The 19,693-nt window shown below is 74.2% G+C and carries 19 protein-coding genes and 1 pseudogene; 10 read left to right on the forward strand and 10 right to left on the reverse strand.

The genetic code is table 11. The features are described 5' to 3' along the window. Positions 1 to 141 precede the first annotated feature (141 nt). The 3 genes from ABTY20_RS11475 to ABTY20_RS11485 all read right to left on the reverse strand — a co-directional run bounded on the left by ABTY20_RS11475 (position 142) and on the right by ABTY20_RS11485 (position 2,755). A complete protein-coding gene (locus tag ABTY20_RS11475; RefSeq protein ID WP_351996757.1) occupies positions 142 to 711 on the reverse strand; it encodes a hypothetical protein in 570 nt (189 codons plus the stop codon). A gap of 41 nt (positions 712 to 752) precedes the next feature. Further along, on the reverse strand, positions 753 to 1,688 hold the full coding sequence (murQ, locus tag ABTY20_RS11480) for an N-acetylmuramic acid 6-phosphate etherase (RefSeq protein WP_351996758.1): 936 nt from the start codon (positions 1,686 to 1,688) through the stop codon (positions 753 to 755). A gap of 125 nt (positions 1,689 to 1,813) precedes the next feature. Then, complete coding sequence (locus tag ABTY20_RS11485) at positions 1,814 to 2,755, reverse strand: MurR/RpiR family transcriptional regulator (RefSeq protein ID WP_351996759.1); 942 nt, start codon at positions 2,753 to 2,755, stop codon at positions 1,814 to 1,816. 56 nt (positions 2,756 to 2,811) lie between these two features. On the opposite strand from ABTY20_RS11485, the gene ABTY20_RS11490 reads away from it, so the two are divergent. Both ABTY20_RS11490 and ABTY20_RS11495 read left to right on the forward strand, forming a co-directional pair. Then, complete coding sequence (locus ABTY20_RS11490) at positions 2,812 to 3,204, forward strand: DUF8819 family protein (RefSeq protein ID WP_351996760.1); 393 nt, start codon at positions 2,812 to 2,814, stop codon at positions 3,202 to 3,204. Next, positions 3,201 to 3,479 carry a DUF4031 domain-containing protein gene (locus tag ABTY20_RS11495; RefSeq protein ID WP_351996761.1) on the forward strand — a complete coding sequence of 93 codons (279 nt, stop codon included), beginning with the start codon at positions 3,201 to 3,203 and terminating at the stop codon, positions 3,477 to 3,479. Before ABTY20_RS11490 ends, ABTY20_RS11495 begins: the two co-directional genes overlap by 4 nt. On the opposite strand, the gene ABTY20_RS11500 is transcribed toward ABTY20_RS11495, so the two are convergent. Both ABTY20_RS11500 and ABTY20_RS11505 read right to left on the reverse strand, forming a co-directional pair. Continuing rightward, on the reverse strand, positions 3,461 to 4,522 hold the full coding sequence (locus tag ABTY20_RS11500; RefSeq protein ID WP_351996777.1) for a GNAT family N-acetyltransferase: 1,062 nt from the start codon (positions 4,520 to 4,522) through the stop codon (positions 3,461 to 3,463). The two genes, ABTY20_RS11495 and ABTY20_RS11500, sit on opposite strands and share 19 nt — an antisense overlap. A gap of 33 nt (positions 4,523 to 4,555) precedes the next feature. Further along, positions 4,556 to 5,218: an HD domain-containing protein gene (locus ABTY20_RS11505; RefSeq protein WP_351996762.1), complete on the reverse strand. Its 663-nt coding sequence runs from the start codon at positions 5,216 to 5,218 to the stop codon at positions 4,556 to 4,558. A gap of 361 nt (positions 5,219 to 5,579) precedes the next feature. On the opposite strand from ABTY20_RS11505, the gene ABTY20_RS11510 reads away from it, so the two are divergent. From ABTY20_RS11510 to ABTY20_RS11520, 3 genes are all read left to right on the forward strand, one after another. After that, complete coding sequence (locus ABTY20_RS11510; RefSeq protein WP_351996763.1) at positions 5,580 to 7,379, forward strand: S8 family peptidase; 1,800 nt, start codon at positions 5,580 to 5,582, stop codon at positions 7,377 to 7,379. An 83-nt stretch (positions 7,380 to 7,462) separates the two neighbouring features. Further along, complete coding sequence (locus ABTY20_RS11515) at positions 7,463 to 8,143, forward strand: maleylpyruvate isomerase family mycothiol-dependent enzyme (RefSeq protein ID WP_351996764.1); 681 nt, start codon at positions 7,463 to 7,465, stop codon at positions 8,141 to 8,143. Positions 8,144 to 8,236: 93 nt separating this feature from the next. Further along, positions 8,237 to 8,926, forward strand: coding sequence for a copper homeostasis protein CutC (locus tag ABTY20_RS11520; protein WP_351996765.1), 690 nt, complete (start codon positions 8,237 to 8,239; stop codon positions 8,924 to 8,926). A gap of 180 nt (positions 8,927 to 9,106) precedes the next feature. On the opposite strand, the gene ABTY20_RS11525 is transcribed toward ABTY20_RS11520, so the two are convergent. Both ABTY20_RS11525 and ABTY20_RS11530 read right to left on the reverse strand, forming a co-directional pair. Further along, the gene (locus ABTY20_RS11525) at positions 9,107 to 11,188 is read right to left on the reverse strand and encodes a HelD family protein (RefSeq protein ID WP_502991791.1); all 2,082 of its coding nucleotides are present in this window, start codon (positions 11,186 to 11,188) and stop codon (positions 9,107 to 9,109) included. Between the two features lie 189 nt (positions 11,189 to 11,377). Next, complete coding sequence (locus ABTY20_RS11530; protein WP_351996766.1) at positions 11,378 to 12,265, reverse strand: helix-turn-helix domain-containing protein; 888 nt, start codon at positions 12,263 to 12,265, stop codon at positions 11,378 to 11,380. A gap of 93 nt (positions 12,266 to 12,358) precedes the next feature. Here ABTY20_RS11530 and ABTY20_RS11535 point away from each other — a divergent pair, with 93 nt between their 5' ends. Both ABTY20_RS11535 and ABTY20_RS11540 read left to right on the forward strand, forming a co-directional pair. Next, a complete protein-coding gene (locus ABTY20_RS11535) occupies positions 12,359 to 13,231 on the forward strand; it encodes an aldo/keto reductase family oxidoreductase (RefSeq protein ID WP_351996767.1) in 873 nt (290 codons plus the stop codon). Positions 13,232 to 13,361: 130 nt separating this feature from the next. Beyond that, positions 13,362 to 13,541, forward strand: a pseudogene (locus ABTY20_RS11540) (hypothetical protein); the annotation flags it as partial. Positions 13,542 to 13,560: 19 nt separating this feature from the next. On the opposite strand, the gene ABTY20_RS11545 reads toward ABTY20_RS11540, so the two are convergent. After that, on the reverse strand, positions 13,561 to 14,316 hold the full coding sequence (locus tag ABTY20_RS11545; RefSeq protein WP_351996768.1) for a helix-turn-helix domain-containing protein: 756 nt from the start codon (positions 14,314 to 14,316) through the stop codon (positions 13,561 to 13,563). Positions 14,317 to 14,537: 221 nt separating this feature from the next. Here ABTY20_RS11545 and ABTY20_RS11550 point away from each other — a divergent pair, with 221 nt between their 5' ends. From ABTY20_RS11550 to ABTY20_RS11560, 3 genes are read left to right on the forward strand one after another with little or no spacing between them, the layout of a single operon-like run. Next, entirely contained in the window at positions 14,538 to 15,206 is a 669-nt protein-coding gene (locus tag ABTY20_RS11550) for a DUF4097 family beta strand repeat-containing protein (RefSeq protein ID WP_351996769.1), read from the forward strand. Positions 15,207 to 15,225: 19 nt separating this feature from the next. Beyond that, positions 15,226 to 16,182, forward strand: a complete 957-nt coding sequence (locus tag ABTY20_RS11555; protein ID WP_351996770.1) for an ATP-binding cassette domain-containing protein — start codon at positions 15,226 to 15,228, stop codon at positions 16,180 to 16,182. Continuing rightward, the gene (locus ABTY20_RS11560; RefSeq protein ID WP_351996771.1) at positions 16,179 to 16,964 is read left to right on the forward strand and encodes an ABC transporter permease; all 786 of its coding nucleotides are present in this window, start codon (positions 16,179 to 16,181) and stop codon (positions 16,962 to 16,964) included. The genes ABTY20_RS11555 and ABTY20_RS11560 overlap by 4 nt, the downstream gene beginning before the upstream one ends. 121 nt (positions 16,965 to 17,085) lie before the next feature. Here the strand turns inward: ABTY20_RS11560 and ABTY20_RS11565 are convergent, their stop codons facing one another. Together ABTY20_RS11565 and ABTY20_RS11570 are read right to left on the reverse strand one after the other, a co-directional pair. Next, positions 17,086 to 18,729 carry a DNA repair helicase XPB gene (locus ABTY20_RS11565; RefSeq protein WP_351996772.1) on the reverse strand — a complete coding sequence of 548 codons (1,644 nt, stop codon included), beginning with the start codon at positions 18,727 to 18,729 and terminating at the stop codon, positions 17,086 to 17,088. A gap of 387 nt (positions 18,730 to 19,116) precedes the next feature. Then, a partial coding sequence (locus ABTY20_RS11570; RefSeq protein WP_502991792.1) for a WYL domain-containing protein occupies positions 19,117 to 19,693 on the reverse strand: 577 nt, incomplete at its 5' end.

Below are 19,693 nucleotides of genomic sequence, written 5' to 3' on the forward strand. Positions count from 1 at the left end.
CCCGCCGGGCGCCCCCCCCCCCCCGGGCGGGGGCCCGGCGGCGGGGGCCCGCCCCGGGCGGGGCGGCCGCCCCCGCCCCCGCCCCCCCCCCCCCGCGGGCGCCGCCGCCGGCCCCCCGTCGGCGTCATGGGCGGGGCGTCCTCAGGGACGGCCCATCGGCTCGATGTCCACCCGCACCGGCGTCCCCCACACGCGCAGCACCTCGTAGTCGGTGAACTCGTGCACGATCCGGTACGCCATGGCGGCCCGGGGCCCGCGCCGCTGCGCCGCGATGTACAGCTCCGCCTCGCGCCGGTCCCGGCGCGGGGTGCCGCACAGCTGCCACGCCTGCCCGTTCCACAGCTCCGGCAGCCAGCGCTGCTGCGGCTGCGGCCGGTCCCCGCGCACCCCGTACCGGGACGGCGCCGGGGCGGCGGGCGGGGCCTGCGGGGCCGGCCCGTTGAACTCGGCGCGGCGGGCGGCCCGGCGCCGGGTCTCGCAGAGCAGGCACAGGTCCGGGGCGCTCTCGTCGACCGGCCCCGTGGGGTGCTCGGCGCAGCGCGTGCTGGGCGCGGCCGTGGTGACGCTCTCCTCCAGCAGGTCCAGAGCCCGCCGCAGGTCGTCCTTGACCTCGTGCAGCCGGGCGTCCGGGGTGTCGGCGGACAGCGCCTCGCCGTGCTCCCCGAGCACGCGCAGGGCGCGGCCCAGGGCGGTGAGCTGCGCGTGGTTCATGTTCGTCTCCGGGTCGGGTGCCTCCAGTATCCGCCCGGCCGCTACGTCCCGTCGCCCGCCCTCGCCAGCGCCGCGCGCAGGTGGCCGTCGGACTCCGCGAGGAGGCGGGCGGCCGTCGGGCCGTCCACGTCGGCCAGGATCACCAGGATCGCGTGCTTGGCCTCGCCGTCCGTGGCGGCCAGGGCGCGCTCGACCACGTCGTCCGCCGCGCCCGTCGCCTGGGCGACGATACGGCGGGAGCGGGCGCGCAGCTTCTCGTTGGAGGCCCGCACGTCGACCATCAGGTTCCCGTACGTCTTGCCCAGCCGGATCATCGTGATCGTCGACAGCATGTTCAGCACCAGCTTCTGCGCCGTGCCGGCCTTCAGACGGGTGGAGCCGGTGAGGAACTCCGGGCCGACGACGACCTCGATGCCGTGCTCGGCCGCCGCCGCCAGCGCGCTGCCCCGGTTGCAGGCCAGGCCCACGGTGAGGGCGCCGCGCGCACGGGCGTACGCGACGGCGCCGACCGCGTAGGGGGTGCGGCCGGAGGCGGAGACGCCGACCACCGTGTCGTCGGCGGTCAGTCCCAGCGCGGCCAGGTCGGCCTCGGCCAGCTCGCGGGAGTCCTCGGCGCCCTCCACCGAGGTGACCAGGGCGTCGGGACCGCCCGCGATCAGGCCGACGACCCGCGCCGGGTCGGTGTTGAAGGTGGGCGGGCACTCGGAGGCGTCCAGCACGCCCAGCCGGCCTGCGGTGCCGGCGCCCGCGTAGACCAGCCGCCCGCCGCGGGCCATCCGCCCGGCGACGGCGTCGATCGCGGCGGCGATCACCGGGACCTGCTCGGCCACGGCACCGGCCACCGTGGCGTCCTCGGCGTTCATCAGCCGGGCGATGTCGAGCGTCGGCAACCGGTCGACGTCCGCCAGCTCGGGCCGGAACGCCTCGGTGGTCAGCGCTTCCAACTGGGCGCGCAGATCGCGGTGGGAAGTAGACATGACGGTGACTTTCCAGCTCGGGGTGGGAGAACTCCCCCAGGGGCGCGGGGCTGTGACATGTGCGGCTCCGCCGCGTGGGCGCGACCGGCCCCGGACCAGCCGCGGCCGAAACACAGGATCAGCCCCTAGGGGCTCTTGCGAGGCACTCGGTGCCGGTGCGCCAACGCCTCGTACGAAGCGGACAGCGCCGGCGCCGCCGCCTCGTACGTCCGCTGGGCGACCCCCACGAACAGGCAGTCCACCACCAGCAGCTGCCCCGTCCGGGAGGACATCGCGGCCGGCCGCAGCTCGCTCTCCCGGGCCGTGGACGTGGTCAGGACGTGGTCGGCGTACTGGGTGACGGGGCCGTCCGGGCGGCCGGTGACCGCCACCGTCGTCGCACCGCGCTCGAAGGCGACCCGGAGCGGTTCGATGACGTCCCCGGTCGACCCGGAGTGCGTGACGGCGACGGCCACGTCCCCCGGGCGCAGCTGCACCGCGTTGGTGACGGCGAGGTGCGGATCGCTGTGGGCGTGCGCCAGCAGGCCTATGCGCAGCAGCTTCTGGGTGAGGTCCTGGGCGACCAGGCCGGACGCGCCGACGCCGTACACATCGGTGCGGCGCGCGCCGGCCAGGGCGGACACGGCGGCGGCGAGCTGCACGGTGTCCAGGCCGGCCGCGGTGTCGGCGAGGGTCTGCTGCTCGTCGTAGGCGAGCTTGGCCACCACGTCGGCTATGGGGTCGTCCACCGCGATGTCGGTGGTGATGGCGGGCGCCCGCCCGGACTGCTGCTGGGCGGCGAGACCGGCCAGCGCGAGGCGCAGGTCGCGGTAGCCGGGGTAGCCGAGCAGGCGGGCGGTGCGCACGACGGTGGCCTCGCTGGTGCCGGTGAGCTCGGCGAGTCCGGTGACCGTGAGGGCCGCGCAGCCGGCCGGGTCGTCGGCGACGGCCTCGGCGACCCGCTGCATGGAACGGGTCATCGACGGGGCCAGCGTGCGCACCTTGGCCGCCAGGGCGGCGGGCGCGGGAGGGGCGGGCGGGCCGCCGCCGGAACCGTTCCCGAAAATTTCCTTCACGTCATGGGTCACGATGTGAAAGATATTTTCGCACCGGTCGTGCGGTCAAGAGTGCGCACAATGGGGACATGGACCCCCACGTTCCCCCTCGCGACCCCGTCAGTCCCCTGGAGCAGTCCCTGCATGCGGCACGCGCCCTCGTGCTCGCCGACCTGGCCGCGCGCGAGGTCGCCGAGGCGGACGTGGTCTCCCTCGTCGAGGAGTCCGTCGCGCACCGGCGCTGGTGGGTCGAACAGTGGCCGGACGGCGCCGGTTTCCTCCCCGGCCTGGTCGCCCAGGACGTCCAGGACGCCCTGCTGGAGCGGCACGGCCGCTGGCCGCTGTGCCCGGTCTGCGACGTCGGCGACCCGCACGCGCTGGAGGTGGAGCCGGAACTCGGCCCCGATCCGCACTGGGTGTGCCACAAGGCGGGCGTGCGGGTCTCGCCGGTGGGCGCGCTGGGCGGGGCGACGCCCTCGTGACCGTCTACATCGACCCGCCCGCCTGGCCGGGCCACGGCCGGTTCTGGTCCCACCTCGTCAGCGACCTCTCCTACGACGAACTGCACGCCTTCGCCGAGCGCCTGGGCGTTCCCCGCCGCGCCTTCGAACGCGACCACTACGACCTCCCCGCCCACCGGTACGCCGACGCGGTGCGCGCCGGGGCGGTCGAGGTCGGCAGCCGTGAGGTGGTGCGGCTGCTGCACGGGGCGGGGCTGCGGCGGCGCAAGGGCGCGGCTCAGCCGCCCAGCTCGTAGCGGATCCGTCCCTCCCGCCGGGACACCTCGGTGAAACCGGCCCGGGTGACGACCTTCTGCGAGGGCACGTTCTCCTCCTCCACGACGGCGGTCACCGTCCGTACCCCGTCCCGCGCGAGCGCCCACGCCGACAGGGTGCGCAGCGCCTCGGTGGCGTAGCCGTGACCGCGGGCGCCCGCGACGAGGTCGTAGCCGATCTCCACACGGCCGTCCCCGTCCGGGACGCCGTGGAAGCCCATCGCGCCCACCGCGCGGTCGTCCTCGCGCCGGACCAGGACGTACATGGCCCACTCCGGGTGGAACGCGCCCGCCTCGTACTGCGCGGCCATGATCCCGGCGCCCTCGCGGGTGCCGTCGGCGGCGGCCCCGTCGACCCAGGCGTAGCCGCCGTCCCCCGCCAGGGACAGGTCGGCGGCGACCGCCGGGGTGACGCCCTCCAGGGTCAGCCGCTCCGACCGCAGCACCGGGTTGTTGCTCCACCGCCACCCGGTGACCGGCTCCCGCCCCGGCAGTTCGCCGCGCCCGGTGGCCCACAGCAGCGTCCGCCACGGCGTGGGCCCCGGCTCGACCCGCGGGAAGATCCGGGTCAGGACGAAGGAGGCCAGCTCGGCCGGCGGTTCGTACGCGATCCCCGTGCCCTCGGCGATGTCGTGCGTGTGCAGCAGCACCTCGGCGACGCCCATCGCGGCGAACCCCTCACGGTTCGCGTGCCGGAAGGGGAACGGGTGGAAGGCGCGGACCGCGCGGGGGGCGGTGCGGATCGCGGCGGCGAGCAGGGCGCCGGTCGTGGTGATCACCTGGAGGACGCCCGCGTTGTCGGCGGGGTCCAGGCCGTCCTCGCTGCCGTCGAGCGTGATCTCGAAGGGCACGTACGCGTCCTGTGCCCGCCCGGCGAGCTGTCCCGCGTACGCGACGAGATCGCTCGCGATGTGCTCCGCCGTCCGCCGGCAGCTCCACTCCAGCCGTCCGGCCCTCACCTCCCTCCAGTCCCGGTCGACGACCGTCCCCAGCGCCGCCACGCAGTCCGCGACGGCTTCCTCCACCTGTTCCGCTCCCACCGCATGCATGCGGGCAGGCTAGGCGGGCGGCGCGGCCGGGGGCGACAGCATTTCCAGCTCGCCGCGCACGTTGTAGCGGGCGGTGGCCTCCCAGTGCTCCTGGCCGTAGGGGGTGCGGAACAGCCGTGGCAGGGCGAGGAGTCGGCGCAGCACGTCGGTCCGCCCCTCGCGGAACGCCTCGTTCGGGACGAAGTGGTACTCCTCCCGGACGGCGGCGGTGTAGGCGGCGTACGCCGACGGGGACGCGGCGAGGACCGCGAGGTCGGCGTCGCACAGCACCTGCCCGTTCCGGTCGTCGTCGGCCGGATCGTGCGTGACGGTGAGCCGCACCAGCCGGGCCACCTCGGCGGTCCTCCCCGCGGACACCCCGGCCTCGGGCAGCGCCCGCTCGGCGAGCCGGGCGGACCGCTCCTCGTTCTCCGACCGCTCCGGCAGGTACACGGCGTCGTGGAACCAGGCGGCGAGCCGCACGACGTCCGGGTCGTCCGCGTGGTCCGCCAGTTCGTCGACGTGGTCGAGGACCGCGGTGAGGTGGGTGAGCGTGTGGTAGCGCCGCTGCGGTTCCCGCCAGCGCCCGATCAGGTCGTCGGCGTACGGCAGCGGGTCCGGACCGCCCCCGGGCCCGCGGGCCCCCTCCAGGGCACGGACGAAACGGACGCGCAGGGCTTCGGTGTCGGCCATGGCCCCATTGTCCCTGCGTCCCCCGGTTCCCGGGAGCGGCCACGGGGCCCGGCCGGTCACCGGACCAGCGACGGGAGTTAATTGCGTATCCGTAGGTGACGGGCTCCGGATGGTCGGCTTCCGGGGGCGCCCGTAGGTTCCTGCCACCGGTTCACCGGGCGTTCAACCATCGCGGCGGACTCCGTCGTGATCGCGTCCGGCCGGACGGGTCGTGCTCGCCCGCGTCCCCCCACCCGGCCGCCACCCCCTGTCCTCACTCCCTCGGCGGCCCGGCGCGGGCGAGCACGGACTGGATTGTCATGAGCAGAACCATCCGCCGGTTCCGCACGTCCGGAGCCGGCTCGTGAAAGGCGACCCCACCGTGAACGGTTCCAGACACCTGCGCATATCCCTCCTGGCGGTGACGACGGCCGCGCTCCTGGGCTCGGGCGTGACGGCGGCCGTCGCGACGCCCGGCGCACAGCCCTCCCCGGCCGGGCCGAAGGCCGCCGCCGGCGCGCCGGTCGAGCGGCTCATCGTCGGGTACGAGAAGAAGGCCGAGGAGGCCGAATCCGACGCCGAGGCCAGGAAGGACGCCAGGGCCAAGGGCGAGAAGGCCGGCGAGAGCCTCGCCTTCGAGCGCCGGCTGGGCACCGGCGCCGCGCTCGTGGACCTCGGCGACGAGCTGAAGGGCGGCTCCCTCCAGGAGGTCGTCGACGCCTTCGAGGCCGACCCGGACGTCGCCTACGTCGACCGCGACACCCGTATGTACGCGACGGCCGCCCCCGACGACACGTACTACGACCGCCAGTGGGACCTCTTCGAGGCCACCGCGGGCATGAACGTCCAGAGGGCCTGGGACGGCGGAGCCACCGGACGGGGCGTCAACGTCGCCGTCATCGACACCGGTTACGTCACCCACTCCGACCTGGGCGCCAACATCGTCCCGGGCTACGACTTCATCTCCGACGCCCAGAACGCCCGCGACGGCGGCGGCCGGGACGGCGACCCCCGGGACGAGGGCGACTGGAGCGCCGCCGACGAGTGCTACGCGGGCTCCCGGCCGAGCGACTCCTCCTGGCACGGCACGCACGTCGCCGGCACCGTCGCCGCCGTCGCGAACAACGGCAAGGGCGTCGCCGGCGTCGCGCACCACGCGAAGGTGCAGCCCGTCCGCGTCCTCGGCCGGTGCGGCGGCAGCACCGCCGACATCGCCGACGCCATCGTCTGGGCCTCCGGCGGTTCCGTCCCCGGCGTGCCCGTCAACACCGATCCGGCCGACGTCATCAACCTCAGCCTCGGCGGCTCCGGGTCCTGCCAGACCGTCACCCAGAACGCCATCAACGGCGCGGTGGGCCGCGGCACGACCGTCGTCGTCGCCGCCGGCAACTCCAACGCCAACGCCTCCGGCTTCACCCCGGCGAACTGCTCCGACGTCATCAACGTCGCCGCGAGCGACCGCGAGGGCAACCGCGCGAGCTACTCCAACTACGGCTCGATCGTCGACATCACCGCGCCCGGCGGTGAGACCGCCGTCAGCGCGGCCGACGGCATCCTCTCCACGCTGAACGGCAGCGCCACCACGCCCGGCGCCGAGACCTACGAGGCCTACCAGGGCACCAGCATGGCCACCCCGCACATCGCCGGCCTCGCCGCGCTGCTGTACGAGAAGGACCCCTCCCTCACCCCGAGCCGCGTCGAGTCGCTCATCAAGGGCAACGCCCGTGCCCTGCCCGGCTCCTGCAGCGGCGGCTGCGGTTCCGGCCTCGCCGACGCGGCGCGCACCCTCACCGCCCTCGGCGGCGGCGGTACCCCGGACCCGGACCCCGCGGGGAAGACCTTCACCAACTCCGGGAACTGGACCGTCCCGGACGGTGACGGCCGCTACGTCTACTCGAACATCCAGGTGAGCGGCGTCAGCGGCCACGCCCCCTCGGACCTCCAGGTCGCGGTGGACATCAAGCACACCTACCGCGGCGACCTGCGGGTCCAGCTCGTCGCTCCCGACGGCACCCTGTACACGCTGAAGAACACGAGTGCCTACGACAGCGCCGACGACGTCATCGCGACGTACACGGTCGACGCCTCCTCCCACCTGGCGTCCGGCACCTGGCAGCTGCGGGTGACCGACGTCTACTCGGGCGACACCGGTTACATCGACTCCTGGAGCCTGACCTTCTGACGCGTCGGTTTCCGGATGACCGAGGAGGGCCTGCCGGTGCCGGGGGGCACCGGCAGGCCCTCCGTCGCACTAGCGTGGACGGCATGACGACTCCTGCGGACGTGCACGACGTACGAGACCCCGAGCTGCCCGGGCGACTGCTGACCGCCGAGCGGGACGCGCTGATCCCGCTGCTGCGGGGAAGGGCGGACGAGGACTTCGCGCTGCCGGTGGCGGCGTGTCCGGGATGGACGGTGCGGGACGTGCTGGCGCACTGTTCGGCCGCGTTCACCCGGGTCCTGGAGCAGCGGTTCGAGGAAGGGGTGTTCTCGCCCGAGGGCAACGAGCGGGACATCGCGGAGCGGGCCGGGTGGACGACCGCCCGGGTCCTGGACGAGCTGGAGCGCGGGATGACCGGGGCCGGACCGCTGATCGCCAAGGCGGGCGGGGCGCTGGACAAGCTCGCGCTGGGCGAGTGGGTGCACGCCGGGGACGTACGGGTCGCGCTCGGGGAGCAGGGCGCGTACGCGGGCGCGGGACTGCCGTACGCGCTGGAGCTGCTGGCGCAGGTCACGTGCCGCGCGGGGCACCTCCCCCTGCACGCCGACCTCGACGACGCCGACGAGCCGCTGCGGCTGGGCGGCACCACGGGGGAGCGTCCCCCGGCCCGCTACCTCGGCGACGGGCCGACGCTCGTACGGCTGTACGCGGGGCGCCCGGTGGACGGGGCCGCGTACGAGCTGGCCGGGGTGGAGGCGGCGGAGCTGAACATCTTCGGGGGGTGAGCGGCGGGGCAGGGCGTAGGGTTGGATTGGACTAGACCTGTAGTGGACAGATCTGTCCTGGAGCAGCCGACCGAGCCCGACGAATGGGGTCCCATGAGCAAGCGTGCAGTCCTGGAGGTGATCGCCCTCGACGCCGAGGACGCGGTGGCCGCCCAGGCCGGAGGTGCGGACCGTCTCGAGCTGGTGACCGACATGGCGGCGGACGGGCTGACGCCGACGGCGGCGACCGTCGCGGGGATCCGGGCGGCCGTGGACCTCCCGGTACGGGTGATGCTGCGGCTGGCGGACGGGTTCGCGGCGGGCGACGTCGACCGGCTGGTGGGCGCCGCGGGCGAGATGCGCGCGGCCGGGGCGCAGGAGTTCGTGCTCGGGTTCCTCGCCCCGGACGGCGGGGTGGACCTGGAGGCGGTGGAGCGGGTCGCCCGGGAGCTGGAGGGGTGCCGGTGGACGTTCCACCGGGCCGTCGACCGGGCCGCCGACCGGGCCGCGCTGCGCAAGCAGCTCGCGGACTTCCCCGGGCTGGACACCTACCTGACGGCCGGGGCGGCCGAGGGGGTCGACGCGGGCCTGCCGACGCTGCTCGCGGAGGCGGGGCGGCGGGGGGAGCCGGGGTACGAGCAGCAGTTGCTGGTGGGGGGCGGGTTGCGGCTGGACCACGTGCCGTTGTTGCTGAAGGCCGGGGTCGACGCCTTCCACATCGGGGGAGCGGCGCGGCCGGAGGGCTGGGGCGGGCCGGTCTCGGCGGAGGCCGTCGCGGAGTGGCGGCGGGCGCTGGAGGGCTGAGCGTTCGCTCCCTTGGCGCCGGGCTTCATGCTGAGCGGGGTTGCCGCTGGGCGGGGGTGGGTCGCGCGGCCCGGCGCTTGCGGGGTGCCGTCCGCGCCCACCCTCCCCCACTCTCGGCTTCGCTCGAGCGGGGGGACCCCCATCGCCCTGCGGCACGACTGCCCGCGGGAGCGGCGGCGGTTACGTCAGCTGGTCCGGCAGGGGGGCCGTGTGGGTGACGACGAGGCCGGAGACCGCTCGGGTGAGGGCCACGTACAGGCGGCGGAGGCCGGTGCGTTCGTCGGGCTCGGCGTCGACCACCGCCCGGGGTTCGTCCAGGACCACGTAGTCGTACTCCAGGCCCTTCGCCAGGGAGGCCGGGACCAGGGTCAGGCGGGTGGCACGGGTCGTCTCCTCGCCGGGGGCGACGTACGCGATCCCCGCCGCCGTCAGCGCCCCGGCCAGTTCCGGGACACGGGCGTCCGCCGCGATCAGGCCCACCGAGCCCTCGTTGCGCAGGAGTTCGCGGCACGCGGCGACCACGTCGCCCGTCCCCCCGGCCGGGCGGACCTCGAAGAGGCCCGGGTTCTCGCGGATCGACACCACCGGGGTCAGGCCCGGCGCGATGTGCGGGAGCAGCCGGGAGGCGTAGGCGATGACGTCCGTCGGGACGCGGAAGCCGGCCGTCAGCTCCTCGATCACCGCGTCCCGCTTGCCCAGGTGGGTCAGGGCCTCCTCCCAGCTGCGGGTCGCCCACGGGGTGGTGCCCTGCGCCAGGTCGCCCAGGACGGTCGCCGAGCCGGTGGTGCAGCGGCGGCCCACCGCCCGGTACTGCATGGGGGAGAGGTCCTGCGCCTCGTCGAGCACCACGTGTCCGAGGGAGTGCGTGCGCCGGATCAGGTCGGCCGCCTCGTCGATCAGCACGGCGTCCGCCGCCGACCACTTCGCCGACTTCACCGAGCGGGCGGGCTTCGTCCACAGGATCGTCTTCTGCTCCTGCTCGTCGAGCAGTCCCTCCGCGTGCTCCGCCAGGAACTCCGCTTCGCCCAGCAGCCGCAGCACCAGCTTCGCCGGATCGACCGCCGGCCAGACCGCCTTCACCGCCGCCTTCACCGCCGCGTTGCGGGCCACCGCGTCCTGGACCCTGTCGTCCGGCGCCTCGCCCGCCCGCTCCATCTGCACCAGCACGGCGTGCGCGATGCGCTGCGGGAGGGCCTCGCGGGCGGCGCCGTAGCGGATGTCGCGCTCCAGCAACTGCCGGACGATCTCCTCCAGTTCGTACGCCGGGACCCGCCAGCGGCGTGAGCCGCGCACGACGACGACCGGTTCGGCGGGCATCGTGACGTGGGAGTAGAGGGCCCTGCGCAGCACCTGTGCCATGCGGGCGTCGCCCTTGACCACCGCCGCCGGCGCCTCGTCCGTCCCGCGCACCTCCACGTGCGCCACCAGGTCGTCCACCGTGGCCTGCGCGACCGTCAGCTCGCCCAGGGCCGGCAGCACCTGCTCGATGTAGTGCAGGAAGGACCGGTTCGGGCCGACGACCAGCGTGCCGGTGCGGGCCAGCCGCTCGCGGTGGGCGTAGAGGAGGTAGGCGACCCGGTGCAGGCCGACGGCCGTCTTCCCGGTCCCCGGTCCTCCCTGCACGCACACGCTGCCGGACAGCCCGGACCGTACGATCTCGTCCTGCTCGGGCTGGATGGTGGCGACGATGTCCCGCATCGGGCCGACGCGCGGGCGCTCGATCTCCTGCTGGAGCAGCTTGCTCGTGGTGGCCGCCTCGGTGGGGTCGGAGAGGTGCTCGTCCTCGTAGGCGGTGAGGTCGCCACCGGTGTAGCCGAAGCGGCGGCGCAGCGCGATGTCCTGCGGGTCCTTCCTGGACGCCCGGTAGAACGGCTGGGACACCGGCGCACGCCAGTCGATCACCATCGGGTCGCCGTCCGCGTCGTGCACGTGCCGGCGCCCGACGTAGAAGCGTTCCCCCTCCGCACCCTCCGCCCGCTCGGCGCCGGGGGAGTGCAGGTAGTCGAGGCGGCCGAAGAACAGCGGGGTGTCGCTGAGGTCGGCCAGCGCCTTGACGCGCTCCTCGATCTGGCGTTCCAGGACGGCCGCGTTGACCCAGTTCGCGGTGACGTCGCTGATGTCGAGGGCCTCGACGTCCTCGCGCATGGCGCGCAGGGCGGAGCGGGACGCGGCGAGGTGGGAGCGTTCGCGGGCGAGCGGATCGTCCGCGGGGGTGGTCGTGGGGCCGTCTACGGGCTCGTCTACCGGCGTGGACGCGGACAAGGGGGTGCCTCCGGGGGACCTGCTGCTGGCTGCTGCGGCGAAATGCCGGCCGGTTTCCGTCCGGACGGCGGCGCTCCGTGAGGGGAGGCGGGCAGGAGCGGAGATTCTAGGACGCGGGGCCGGTGCGGTCCAAACGGTTTGTCCGCCCCACGGAGGCGGGCGCGGCGGGCACGCCCGTGGCCGCGCCGGTCAGCTCGTACGGGGCGAACCGTCCGCCTCCCGCACGCCGGGCACGTCGACCGGCCGCCGCCCCGGTCCCGTGGTCAGCGAGGCGAGCAGGGCGAGCCGCTCGGCGTCCTCGGTCCCCGGCTCGGCGTGGTAGAGCGCGAGCGTCATCCCGTCGGGGCCGTCGACGTCCAGTTTGGACATGGTGAGGTTCAGCCGGCCGACCTGCGGATGGTTCATCCCGATCGTCCCGTTGCCCGACGGACGGACGTCGTGGCGTGCCCACACCCGCCGGAACTCCTCGCTGGCCAGGGACAGTTCGCCGACGATCCGGACGACCCGCGGGTCGTCGACGTCGGACCCGAGGCGTCTGCGGAAGGCGGCGACGCACCGGGCCGCCGTGTGGGCCCAGTCCGTGTGCAGCGCCTGCTCGGCGGGGTCGAGGAAGAACGACCGGAGCCGGTTCTCCCCCACCCGTACGCCCGGCACCAGCGCGGTGGCGAGCGGATTGGCCGCGATCACGTCGAGGGACCTGTCGGTCACGAAGGCCGGCAGCCCGATCGCCCGGAGCAGTTGTGCCGTGGCCGGCGGAACGGTCCGCCGCCGGGGCCGGCGGCGGGTGCGGGGGCGCGGCGCGGCGAGCTGGTGGAGGTAGCCCGTGGCGGTGTCGTCGAGCCGGAGCACCCGGGCGAGCGCGTCGAGGACCTGCACCGACGGGTTGCGGTCGCGGCCCTGCTCGAGCCGCAGGTAGTAGTCGGAGCTGATGCCGGCGAGCATGGCCACCTCCTCACGGCGCAGCCCCGGAACGCGGCGCACCCCGTGGGTCGGCAGCCCGATGTCCTCGGGCGTCACCAGTTCCCGGCGCGCCCGGAGGTAGTCACCGAGCAGGTTCTCCTCAGGCATGTCCCTCATGCTAGGCGCACGGGGCCGCCCGTCCCTGGCCCTGTCACTCCCAGGATCGGCAGGGACCTGGGCGGGGCGGCCGGGGGCGTGGACGGTGGGGGCATGAGCACTTCGACCACCTCCCTCCCCGGCGGCACCTGGACGATGGGCGACCTGACCGTCACCCGGTTCGGCTACGGGGCCATGCAGCTGACCGGTCCCGGCGTGATGGGGCCGCCGGCCGACCACGACGGCGCGCTCGCGGTGCTGCGCGAGGCCGTGCGTCTCGGCGTCACCCACATCGACACCGCCGACGCCTACGGGCCGCACGTCACCAACCGGCTGATCCGCGAGGCGCTGCACCCCTACCCCGACTCGCTGCACATCGTGACCAAGGTGGGCGCGGTCCGCGACGCGCGGGGCGGCTGGCCCCCGGCCCGGGAGCCGGACGACCTGCGCAGGGCCGTCCACAGCAACCTCGAGACCCTCGGCGTGGAGCGGCTGGACCTGGTCAACCTCCGGCTCGGCAACGCCGAGGGCCCGCAGCCCGGCTCGCTCGCCCAGGCCTACGAGACCCTCGTCGAGCTCCAGCAGCAGGGCCTGATCCGGCACCTCGGCCTGAGCAACGCCACCGCCGACCAGATCGACGAGGCGCGGACCATCGCCCCGTTCGTCTGCGTGCAGAACCTCTACAACCTCGCCCACCGCCAGGACGACGACCTCGTCGACCGGCTCGCCGAGCAGGGCATCGCCTACGTGCCGTTCTTCCCGCTCGGCGGCTTCAGCCCCCTGCAGTCCTCGGCGCTCTCCGCCGTGGCCGCCCGGCTCGGCGCCCGACCGATGTCGGTCGCCCTGGCCTGGCTGCTGCACCGGTCGCCCAACATCCTGCTCATCCCGGGGACCTCGTCGGTGGCGCACCTGCGGGAGAACGTCACCGGCGCGGGCCTCGCACTGTCCGAGCAGGACCTCGCCGAGCTGGACGGGATCGGCCGCTGACCGGCGGCCCCCAGGGGACGACCCGTCCCGCCCGAGGGGGACGGGTCGTCCCGGAGGCGTACGCGCGGGGCCCGCGGACCGGTCCCCCCGGCCGACGCCCGCCCCGGGGCCGGAGGGCGACCATGAGGACATGAGCGCAGCGACCCTCCACCCCAGCACACCGCCGGTGCGGCCGGCCGGCGCGACCTCGTTCCGGGGCGGTCGGCCGCACCGCCCCGGCGACGCCCTGCGCGCCGTGAAGGTCTTCCTCGGCGCCGCCTTCGACGTGATCGTCCTCGGCGAGTACGGCGAGGAGGCGGGCGTCCGCCGCACGTGGACGGGGCGGTCGGCTACCCGCGGTCCGGGCGCGGCCCGGCGGTGCCGTCCGAGGCCGCTTCGGGCTTCGTGAAGAGGACTTCGCGGGCCTGCTCGGTGGCGCGGATCATGGTCTCGGCGACGAAGTCGAGGAAGCGGGCGGCGTTCTCCAGCCGTGTGGCGGCCGGTGTGCCGGGCCCCATGACGGCGACGCCCTGCCGTGAGGTCTCGGCGACCTGGGCGGTGGACCGTGCGCTGGCGATCATCGACTGGTACCAGATGTCCTCGTCGAAGCCGTAGCGCTCACGCCGCCCTTCCTCGCGTTCCCGGCGGATGAGGCCCTGGCCCTCCAGGAACGTGACCGCCTTGGAGACGGACGCCGGGCTGACCTGGAGGCGCCGGGCGAGTTCGGCGGCGGTGAGGCTGCCGGTGTCGGTGAGGGTCAGGCAGGCCATGACCCTGGCCATCATCTTGGGCGTGCCCGACGCTATGAAGACGGTGGTGAGCGTCTCCTCGTACGCGCGCACGGCCTCCGGGTCGCGGCCGTGGTCCTCCGTGAGCGCCTCCGGCCTCCGCGGCGCGGCCTGCCTGCGCCGGTGGGCCCGGCGTTCGGTGGCGCGGTGGGCGAGGTCCGCGCGGTAGGCGGTGGGTCCGCCGTTGCGCATCACCTCGCGCGTGATCGTCGAGGTGGGGCGGTCGAGGCGTCTGGCGATCTCCGCGTAGGCGAGCCCGTCGGCCAGCCCGGTCGCGATCTGCTGGCGCTCCTGCTGGGTGAGCCTGCCTCCTGGCAACGCGGTCTCCTTCGTGGTCCGTGATGTCGCCAGCATAGCTTTCGCACCAGTTCATTGCAACGGTCGATCCTCTTCCCGTTGCGTTACCTTCCGATTCGTTGCAACGATTTCTCTGCTCTGAGCTGCGGGAATACTGATCGAGTGCAACGAAGTAGTTGTTGCAATTCTGAACGCAACGTAGCGTTTCCAGTGTCAGAAACGACAACCCGAAGGAGCGCACGATGCAGTTCGACACCCCCGCCCCCATCTCGGTCGTCCTCGACGTCCCCGCCGGCCGCATCCGGTTCATCGCCGCCGACCGGGCCGACACCGTGGTCGAGGTCCTGCCCGCGGACGCCGCGAAGAGCCGCGACGCGAAGGCGGCGGAGCGGACCAGGGTCGAGTACGGCGACGGCGTCCTGCGGATCGGCGGCCCGCCGGCGGGGAACCAGCTCCTCGGCCCGTCCGGGTCCGTCGAGGTCACCGTCCGGTTGCCGGCCGGCTCCCACGTCGAGGCGAAGGCGGCCGCCGCGGAGCTCCGGGGCGTCGGCCGGCTCGGCGACGTCGCCTTCGAGGGCGCGCAGGGCCCGGTCAAGCTCGACGAGGCCGCGAGCGTCCGCCTCGCCGTCCTCGCCGGCGACGTCTCGGTCGGCCGCCTGGGCGACTCCGCCGAGATCAGCACCCAGAAGGGCGACATCCGCGTCACCGAGGCCCGGCGCGGCACGGTGACGCTGCGCACCGAGCACGGCGACATCTCCGTCGGCGCCGCCCGCGGGGTCTCCGCCTCCCTGGACGCCGGCACCGGCTACGGCCGGGTCCGCAACACGCTCGGCAACACCGACGGCGCCGCCGCCGGCCTGGCCGTCCACGCGACCACCGCCCACGGCGACATCACCGCCCGCAGCCTGTGAACCCGTGAAGGAGAACCCCATGACCGGCTTGGCCATCGCGGCGAACGGGCTGCGCAAGTCCTACGGCGACAAGGTCGTGCTCGACGGCGTCGACCTGACCGTCCCGGAAGGAACGATCTTCTCCCTGCTCGGCCCGAACGGCGCCGGCAAGACCACCGTCGTCAAGATCCTCTCCACCCTCGTCACCGCGGACGCCGGCGACCTGCGGGTCGGCGGCCACGACCTCGCCACCGACCCCCGGGCCGTGCGGGCCGCGATCGGGGTCACCGGCCAGTTCTCCGCCGTGGACGGCCTGATCACCGGCGAGGAGAACATGCTCCTGATGGCGGACCTGCACCACCTCTCCCGCGCGCAGGGGCGGCGGGTCACCGCCGAACTGCTGGAGCGGTTCGACCTCACCGGGGCGGCGAAGAAGCCCGCCTCCACCTACTCCGGCGGCATGAAGCGCCGCCTCGACATCGCCATGACCCTGGTCGGCGACCCGCGGATCATCTTCCTCGACGAGCCGACCACCGGCCTCGACCCGCGCTCCCGCCACACCATGTGGCAGATCATCCGCGAGCTCGTCACCGGCGGCGTCACCGTCCTCCTCACCACCCAGTACCTGGAGGAGGCCGACGAACTCGCCGACCGCATCGCCGTGCTCCACGACGGGAGGATCGCCGCCGAGGGCACCGCCGACGAGCTCAAGCGCCTCGTCCCCGGCGGACACGTCCGGCTCCGCTTCACCGACCCGGCCGCCTACCGGTCCGCCGCCTCCGCCCTGCCCGGGGCCTCCCGGGACGACGACGCCCTCGCCCTGCAGATCCCCAGCGGCGGCAGCCAGCGCGAGCTGCGCGCCGTCCTCGACCGGCTCGACACCGCCGGCGTCGAGGCGGACGGGCTGACCGTGCACACCCCCGACCTCGACGACGTGTTCTTCGCCCTGACCGGCGGCGCCGCCGTCCCCGCCCCGTCCGAGGAGGACGTCCGATGAGCACCCTCGCCCTGGCCGTGCGCGACTCGTCCACGATGCTGCGCCGCAACCTCCTGCACGCCCGGCGCTACCCGTCGCTCACCCTGAACCTGCTGCTCACGCCGGTCATGCTGTTGCTGCTCTTCGTCTACGTCTTCGGGGACGTGATGAGCGCGGGCATGGGCGGAGTCGGCCGCTCCGCCTACATCGCCTACCTCGTGCCGGGCGTGCTGCTGATGACCGTCGGCTCCACCACCGTCGGCACCGCCGTCTCCGTCTCCATGGACATGACCGAGGGCATCATCGCCCGCTTCCGCACGATGGCGATCCACCGGGGCTCCGTGCTCATCGGGCACGTCGTCGGCAGCGTGCTGCAGTCGGTCGCGAGCGTGCTCCTGGTCGGCGCCGTGGGCGTGGCCGTCGGTTTCCGCTCCACGGACGCCACGGCCCTGGAGTGGCTGGCCGCGTTCGGACTGCTCGTGCTGTTCGCCCTGGCGCTCACCTGGATCGCCGTCGGCATGGGGCTGGTCAGCCCGAACGCCGAGGCGGCCGGCAACAACGCGATGCCGCTGATCCTGCTGCCGTTGCTGTCCAGCGCCTTCGTCCCGGTCGACGGGATGCCGGGCTGGTTCCAGCCGATCGCCGAGTACCAGCCCTTCACACCCGCCATCGAGACCCTGCGCGGGCTGCTGCTCGGCACGGAGATCGGCCACGACGGGTGGCTGGCGGTGGCCTGGTGCCTGGGCCTGACGGTGCTCGGCTACCTCTGGTCGGCCGCCACGTTCGCCAAGGACCCGAAGTGAACTCCCTGAGGGAGGGGGCCGCGTCCCGCCCCGGGGCGGCACGCACCGACACCGCGTCGGCGCGCGCCGCCCCGGCGGCGTCCCGGGCCGTCCGCCGCCGGGCGCGTGCGCGCCCCGCCGGTCAGCTCTCGGCCAGCAGCTCGTCCGCGTCCACGATCCGGTACGCGTACCCCTGTTCCGCCAGGAACCGCTGGCGGTGCGCCGCGAAGTCCTGGTCGACGGTGTCCCGGGCGACCACGGAGTAGAAGTGGGCCTGGTGCCCGTCGGCCTTGGGGCGGAGCACCCGGCCGAGCCGCTGCGCCTCCTCCTGCCGCGACCCGAAGGTGCCCGACACCTGGATGGCGACCGTGGCCTCCGGCAGGTCGATCGAGAAGTTCGCGACCTTGGACACCACCAGGACGTTGATCTCGCCCTCCCGGAACGCGTCGAACAGCTTCTCCCGCTGGGCGTTGGACGTCTCGCCCTTGATCACCGGCGCGTCCAGGTGCTCGCCCAGCTCGTCGAGCTGGTCGATGTACTGCCCGATGACGAGGATCTGCTGCCCCGCGAACCGCCGGACGATCGCCTCCGTCACCCTCCGCTTGGTCGCCGTCGTCGAGCAGAACCGGTACTTCTCCTCCTGTTCCGCCGTCGCGTACGCCAGCCGCTCGGACTCGGTGAGGCTGACCCGCACCTCGACGCAGTCGGCCGGGGCGATGTAGCCCTGCGCCTCGATCTCCTTCCACGGCGCGTCGAACCGCTTCGGGCCGATCAGCGAGAACACGTCCGACTCGCGGCCGTCCTCGCGGACCAGGGTCGCCGTGAGGCCGAGGCGCCGCCGGGCCTGGAGATCGGCGGTGAACTTGAAGACGGGGGCGGGCAGCAGGTGCACCTCGTCGTAGACGATCAGGCCCCAGTCCCGGGAGTCGAACAGCTCCAGGTGGGGGTAGATCCCCTTCCGCTTCGTCGTCAGCACCTGGTAGGTGGCGATGGTGACGGGCCGGATCTCCTTCTTCGTGCCGCTGTACTCGCCGATCTCGTCCTCGGTCAGCGAGGTCCGCTTCACCAGCTCGTGCTTCCACTGGCGGGCCGAGACGGTGTTGGTGACCAGGATCAGCGTGGTCGACTTCGCCTGCGCCATCGACGCGGCGCCGACCAGCGTCTTGCCGGCGCCGCAGGGCAGGACGACGACGCCGGAGCCGCCGTGCCAGAAGTTCTCCACGGCCTGCTTCTGGTACGGGCGCAGCGACCACCCGTCCTCGCGCAGCTCGATGGGGTGCGCCTCGCCGTCCACGTATCCGGCGAGGTCCTCGGCCGGCCAGCCCAGCTTCAGCAGCGTCTGCTTGATCTGCCCGCGCTCCGAGGGGTGCACGACCACCGTGTCGGGGTCGATGCGGGCGCCGACCAGCGGGGCGATCCGCTTGGAGCGCAGCACCTCCTCCAGGACCGGGCGGTCGGTGGTGGTGAGGACGAGGCCGTGCGCCGGGTGCTTGACCAGGCTGAGCCGGCCGTAGCGGTCCATGGTGTCGGCGATGTCGACCAGCAGCGCGTGCGGCACCGGGTAGCGGCTGTACTGCACCAGCGCGTCCACGACCTGCTCGGCGTCGTGGCCGGCCGCCCGCGCGTTCCACAGGCCGAGCGGGGTCACCCGGTAGGTGTGGATGTGCTCGGGCGCCCGCTCCAGCTCGGCGAACGGGGCGATGACCCGGCGGCAGTCGTCCGCCTGCTCGTGGTCGACTTCGAGGAGCAGGGTCTTGTCGGACTGGACGATGAGCGGACCATTCACGCGCGGCTGCCTTTCTGCGACGGGCTCGGCACGGGCACTGCACGGCCAAACCTCCAGTTTGCCTGATCGCGCGCGCTCACGGTCCCGGGCGGGGCGGACCGCTTCGGCGCGGGCGGCGCGAGGCCCTTCACCGGCGGCGCCTCCCTCCCCACGGAGACGGGCCGGCCCCCGGGACGGGGGACCGGCCCGCGAGAAACGGGAAACGGGTCGGAACGCGGACTTCCTCTCTGCCCCGGGCGCGTGGACCGCGGTGGTCTCCGGGCCCGTTCGGGACACCCGGTGGCTGCCCAACGGCCCGCCGCGGGATGCGCGCCCGCCCGCAACCTCGCTCGTCGGGGGGAACGGCCCGGCGCGGCGCGCATGAACCCCGCCGTACACCCGGACGGGTCAGCCCTCGTCCTCCGCGAGCTCCGCGACCCCCGTGATCCTGTGCAGCGGATACGTACGGACCTCGTCCGCGGTGTGGTCGTACGCCGTGACGAAGCCGCCCTCGACCCGGACCGGGGCGATGACGCGCCGGCCGGCGCCGCCTTCGGCGTCGACGTAGCCGATCCACAGCGTCTCCCCCGTGAGGACGGCGGCCTGCAGGGTGGCGAGGGTCTCCGCGGCGCTCGTACGGGGCGGCTCCCCGTCCCCCGGCTCCTCCCCGTCCCCCGGCTCCCGTGGGGCGGTGGAGGCGAGGTCACCGGCGCGGACGGCGCGGAGCGCCGCCGCGAGCAGGGCCTCGTCGAGGACCGGGGGCCCCTCCGGGACCGGTGCGGGAGGGGTGCGCGGCGGGGTGCGGTGGGCGTCGGCCCGGGCGATCACCACATCGCCCTCCGCCGACTCGGCGGCCGGCGCGAACCCCATCGCGCGCAGCCCCTCCAGCAGCACGGCCGGACCGGCCTGCGCGGCCAGAAACGGATTCCGTTTTGCCAGGCCATTAAAGCTCTCGAAGCTATCGCTACCTGTTTTTTGTTTAACC

The sequence above is a fragment of the Streptomyces sp. NPDC126497 genome (assembly GCF_040302425.1).
Classification (GTDB): domain Bacteria; phylum Actinomycetota; class Actinomycetes; order Streptomycetales; family Streptomycetaceae; genus Streptomyces.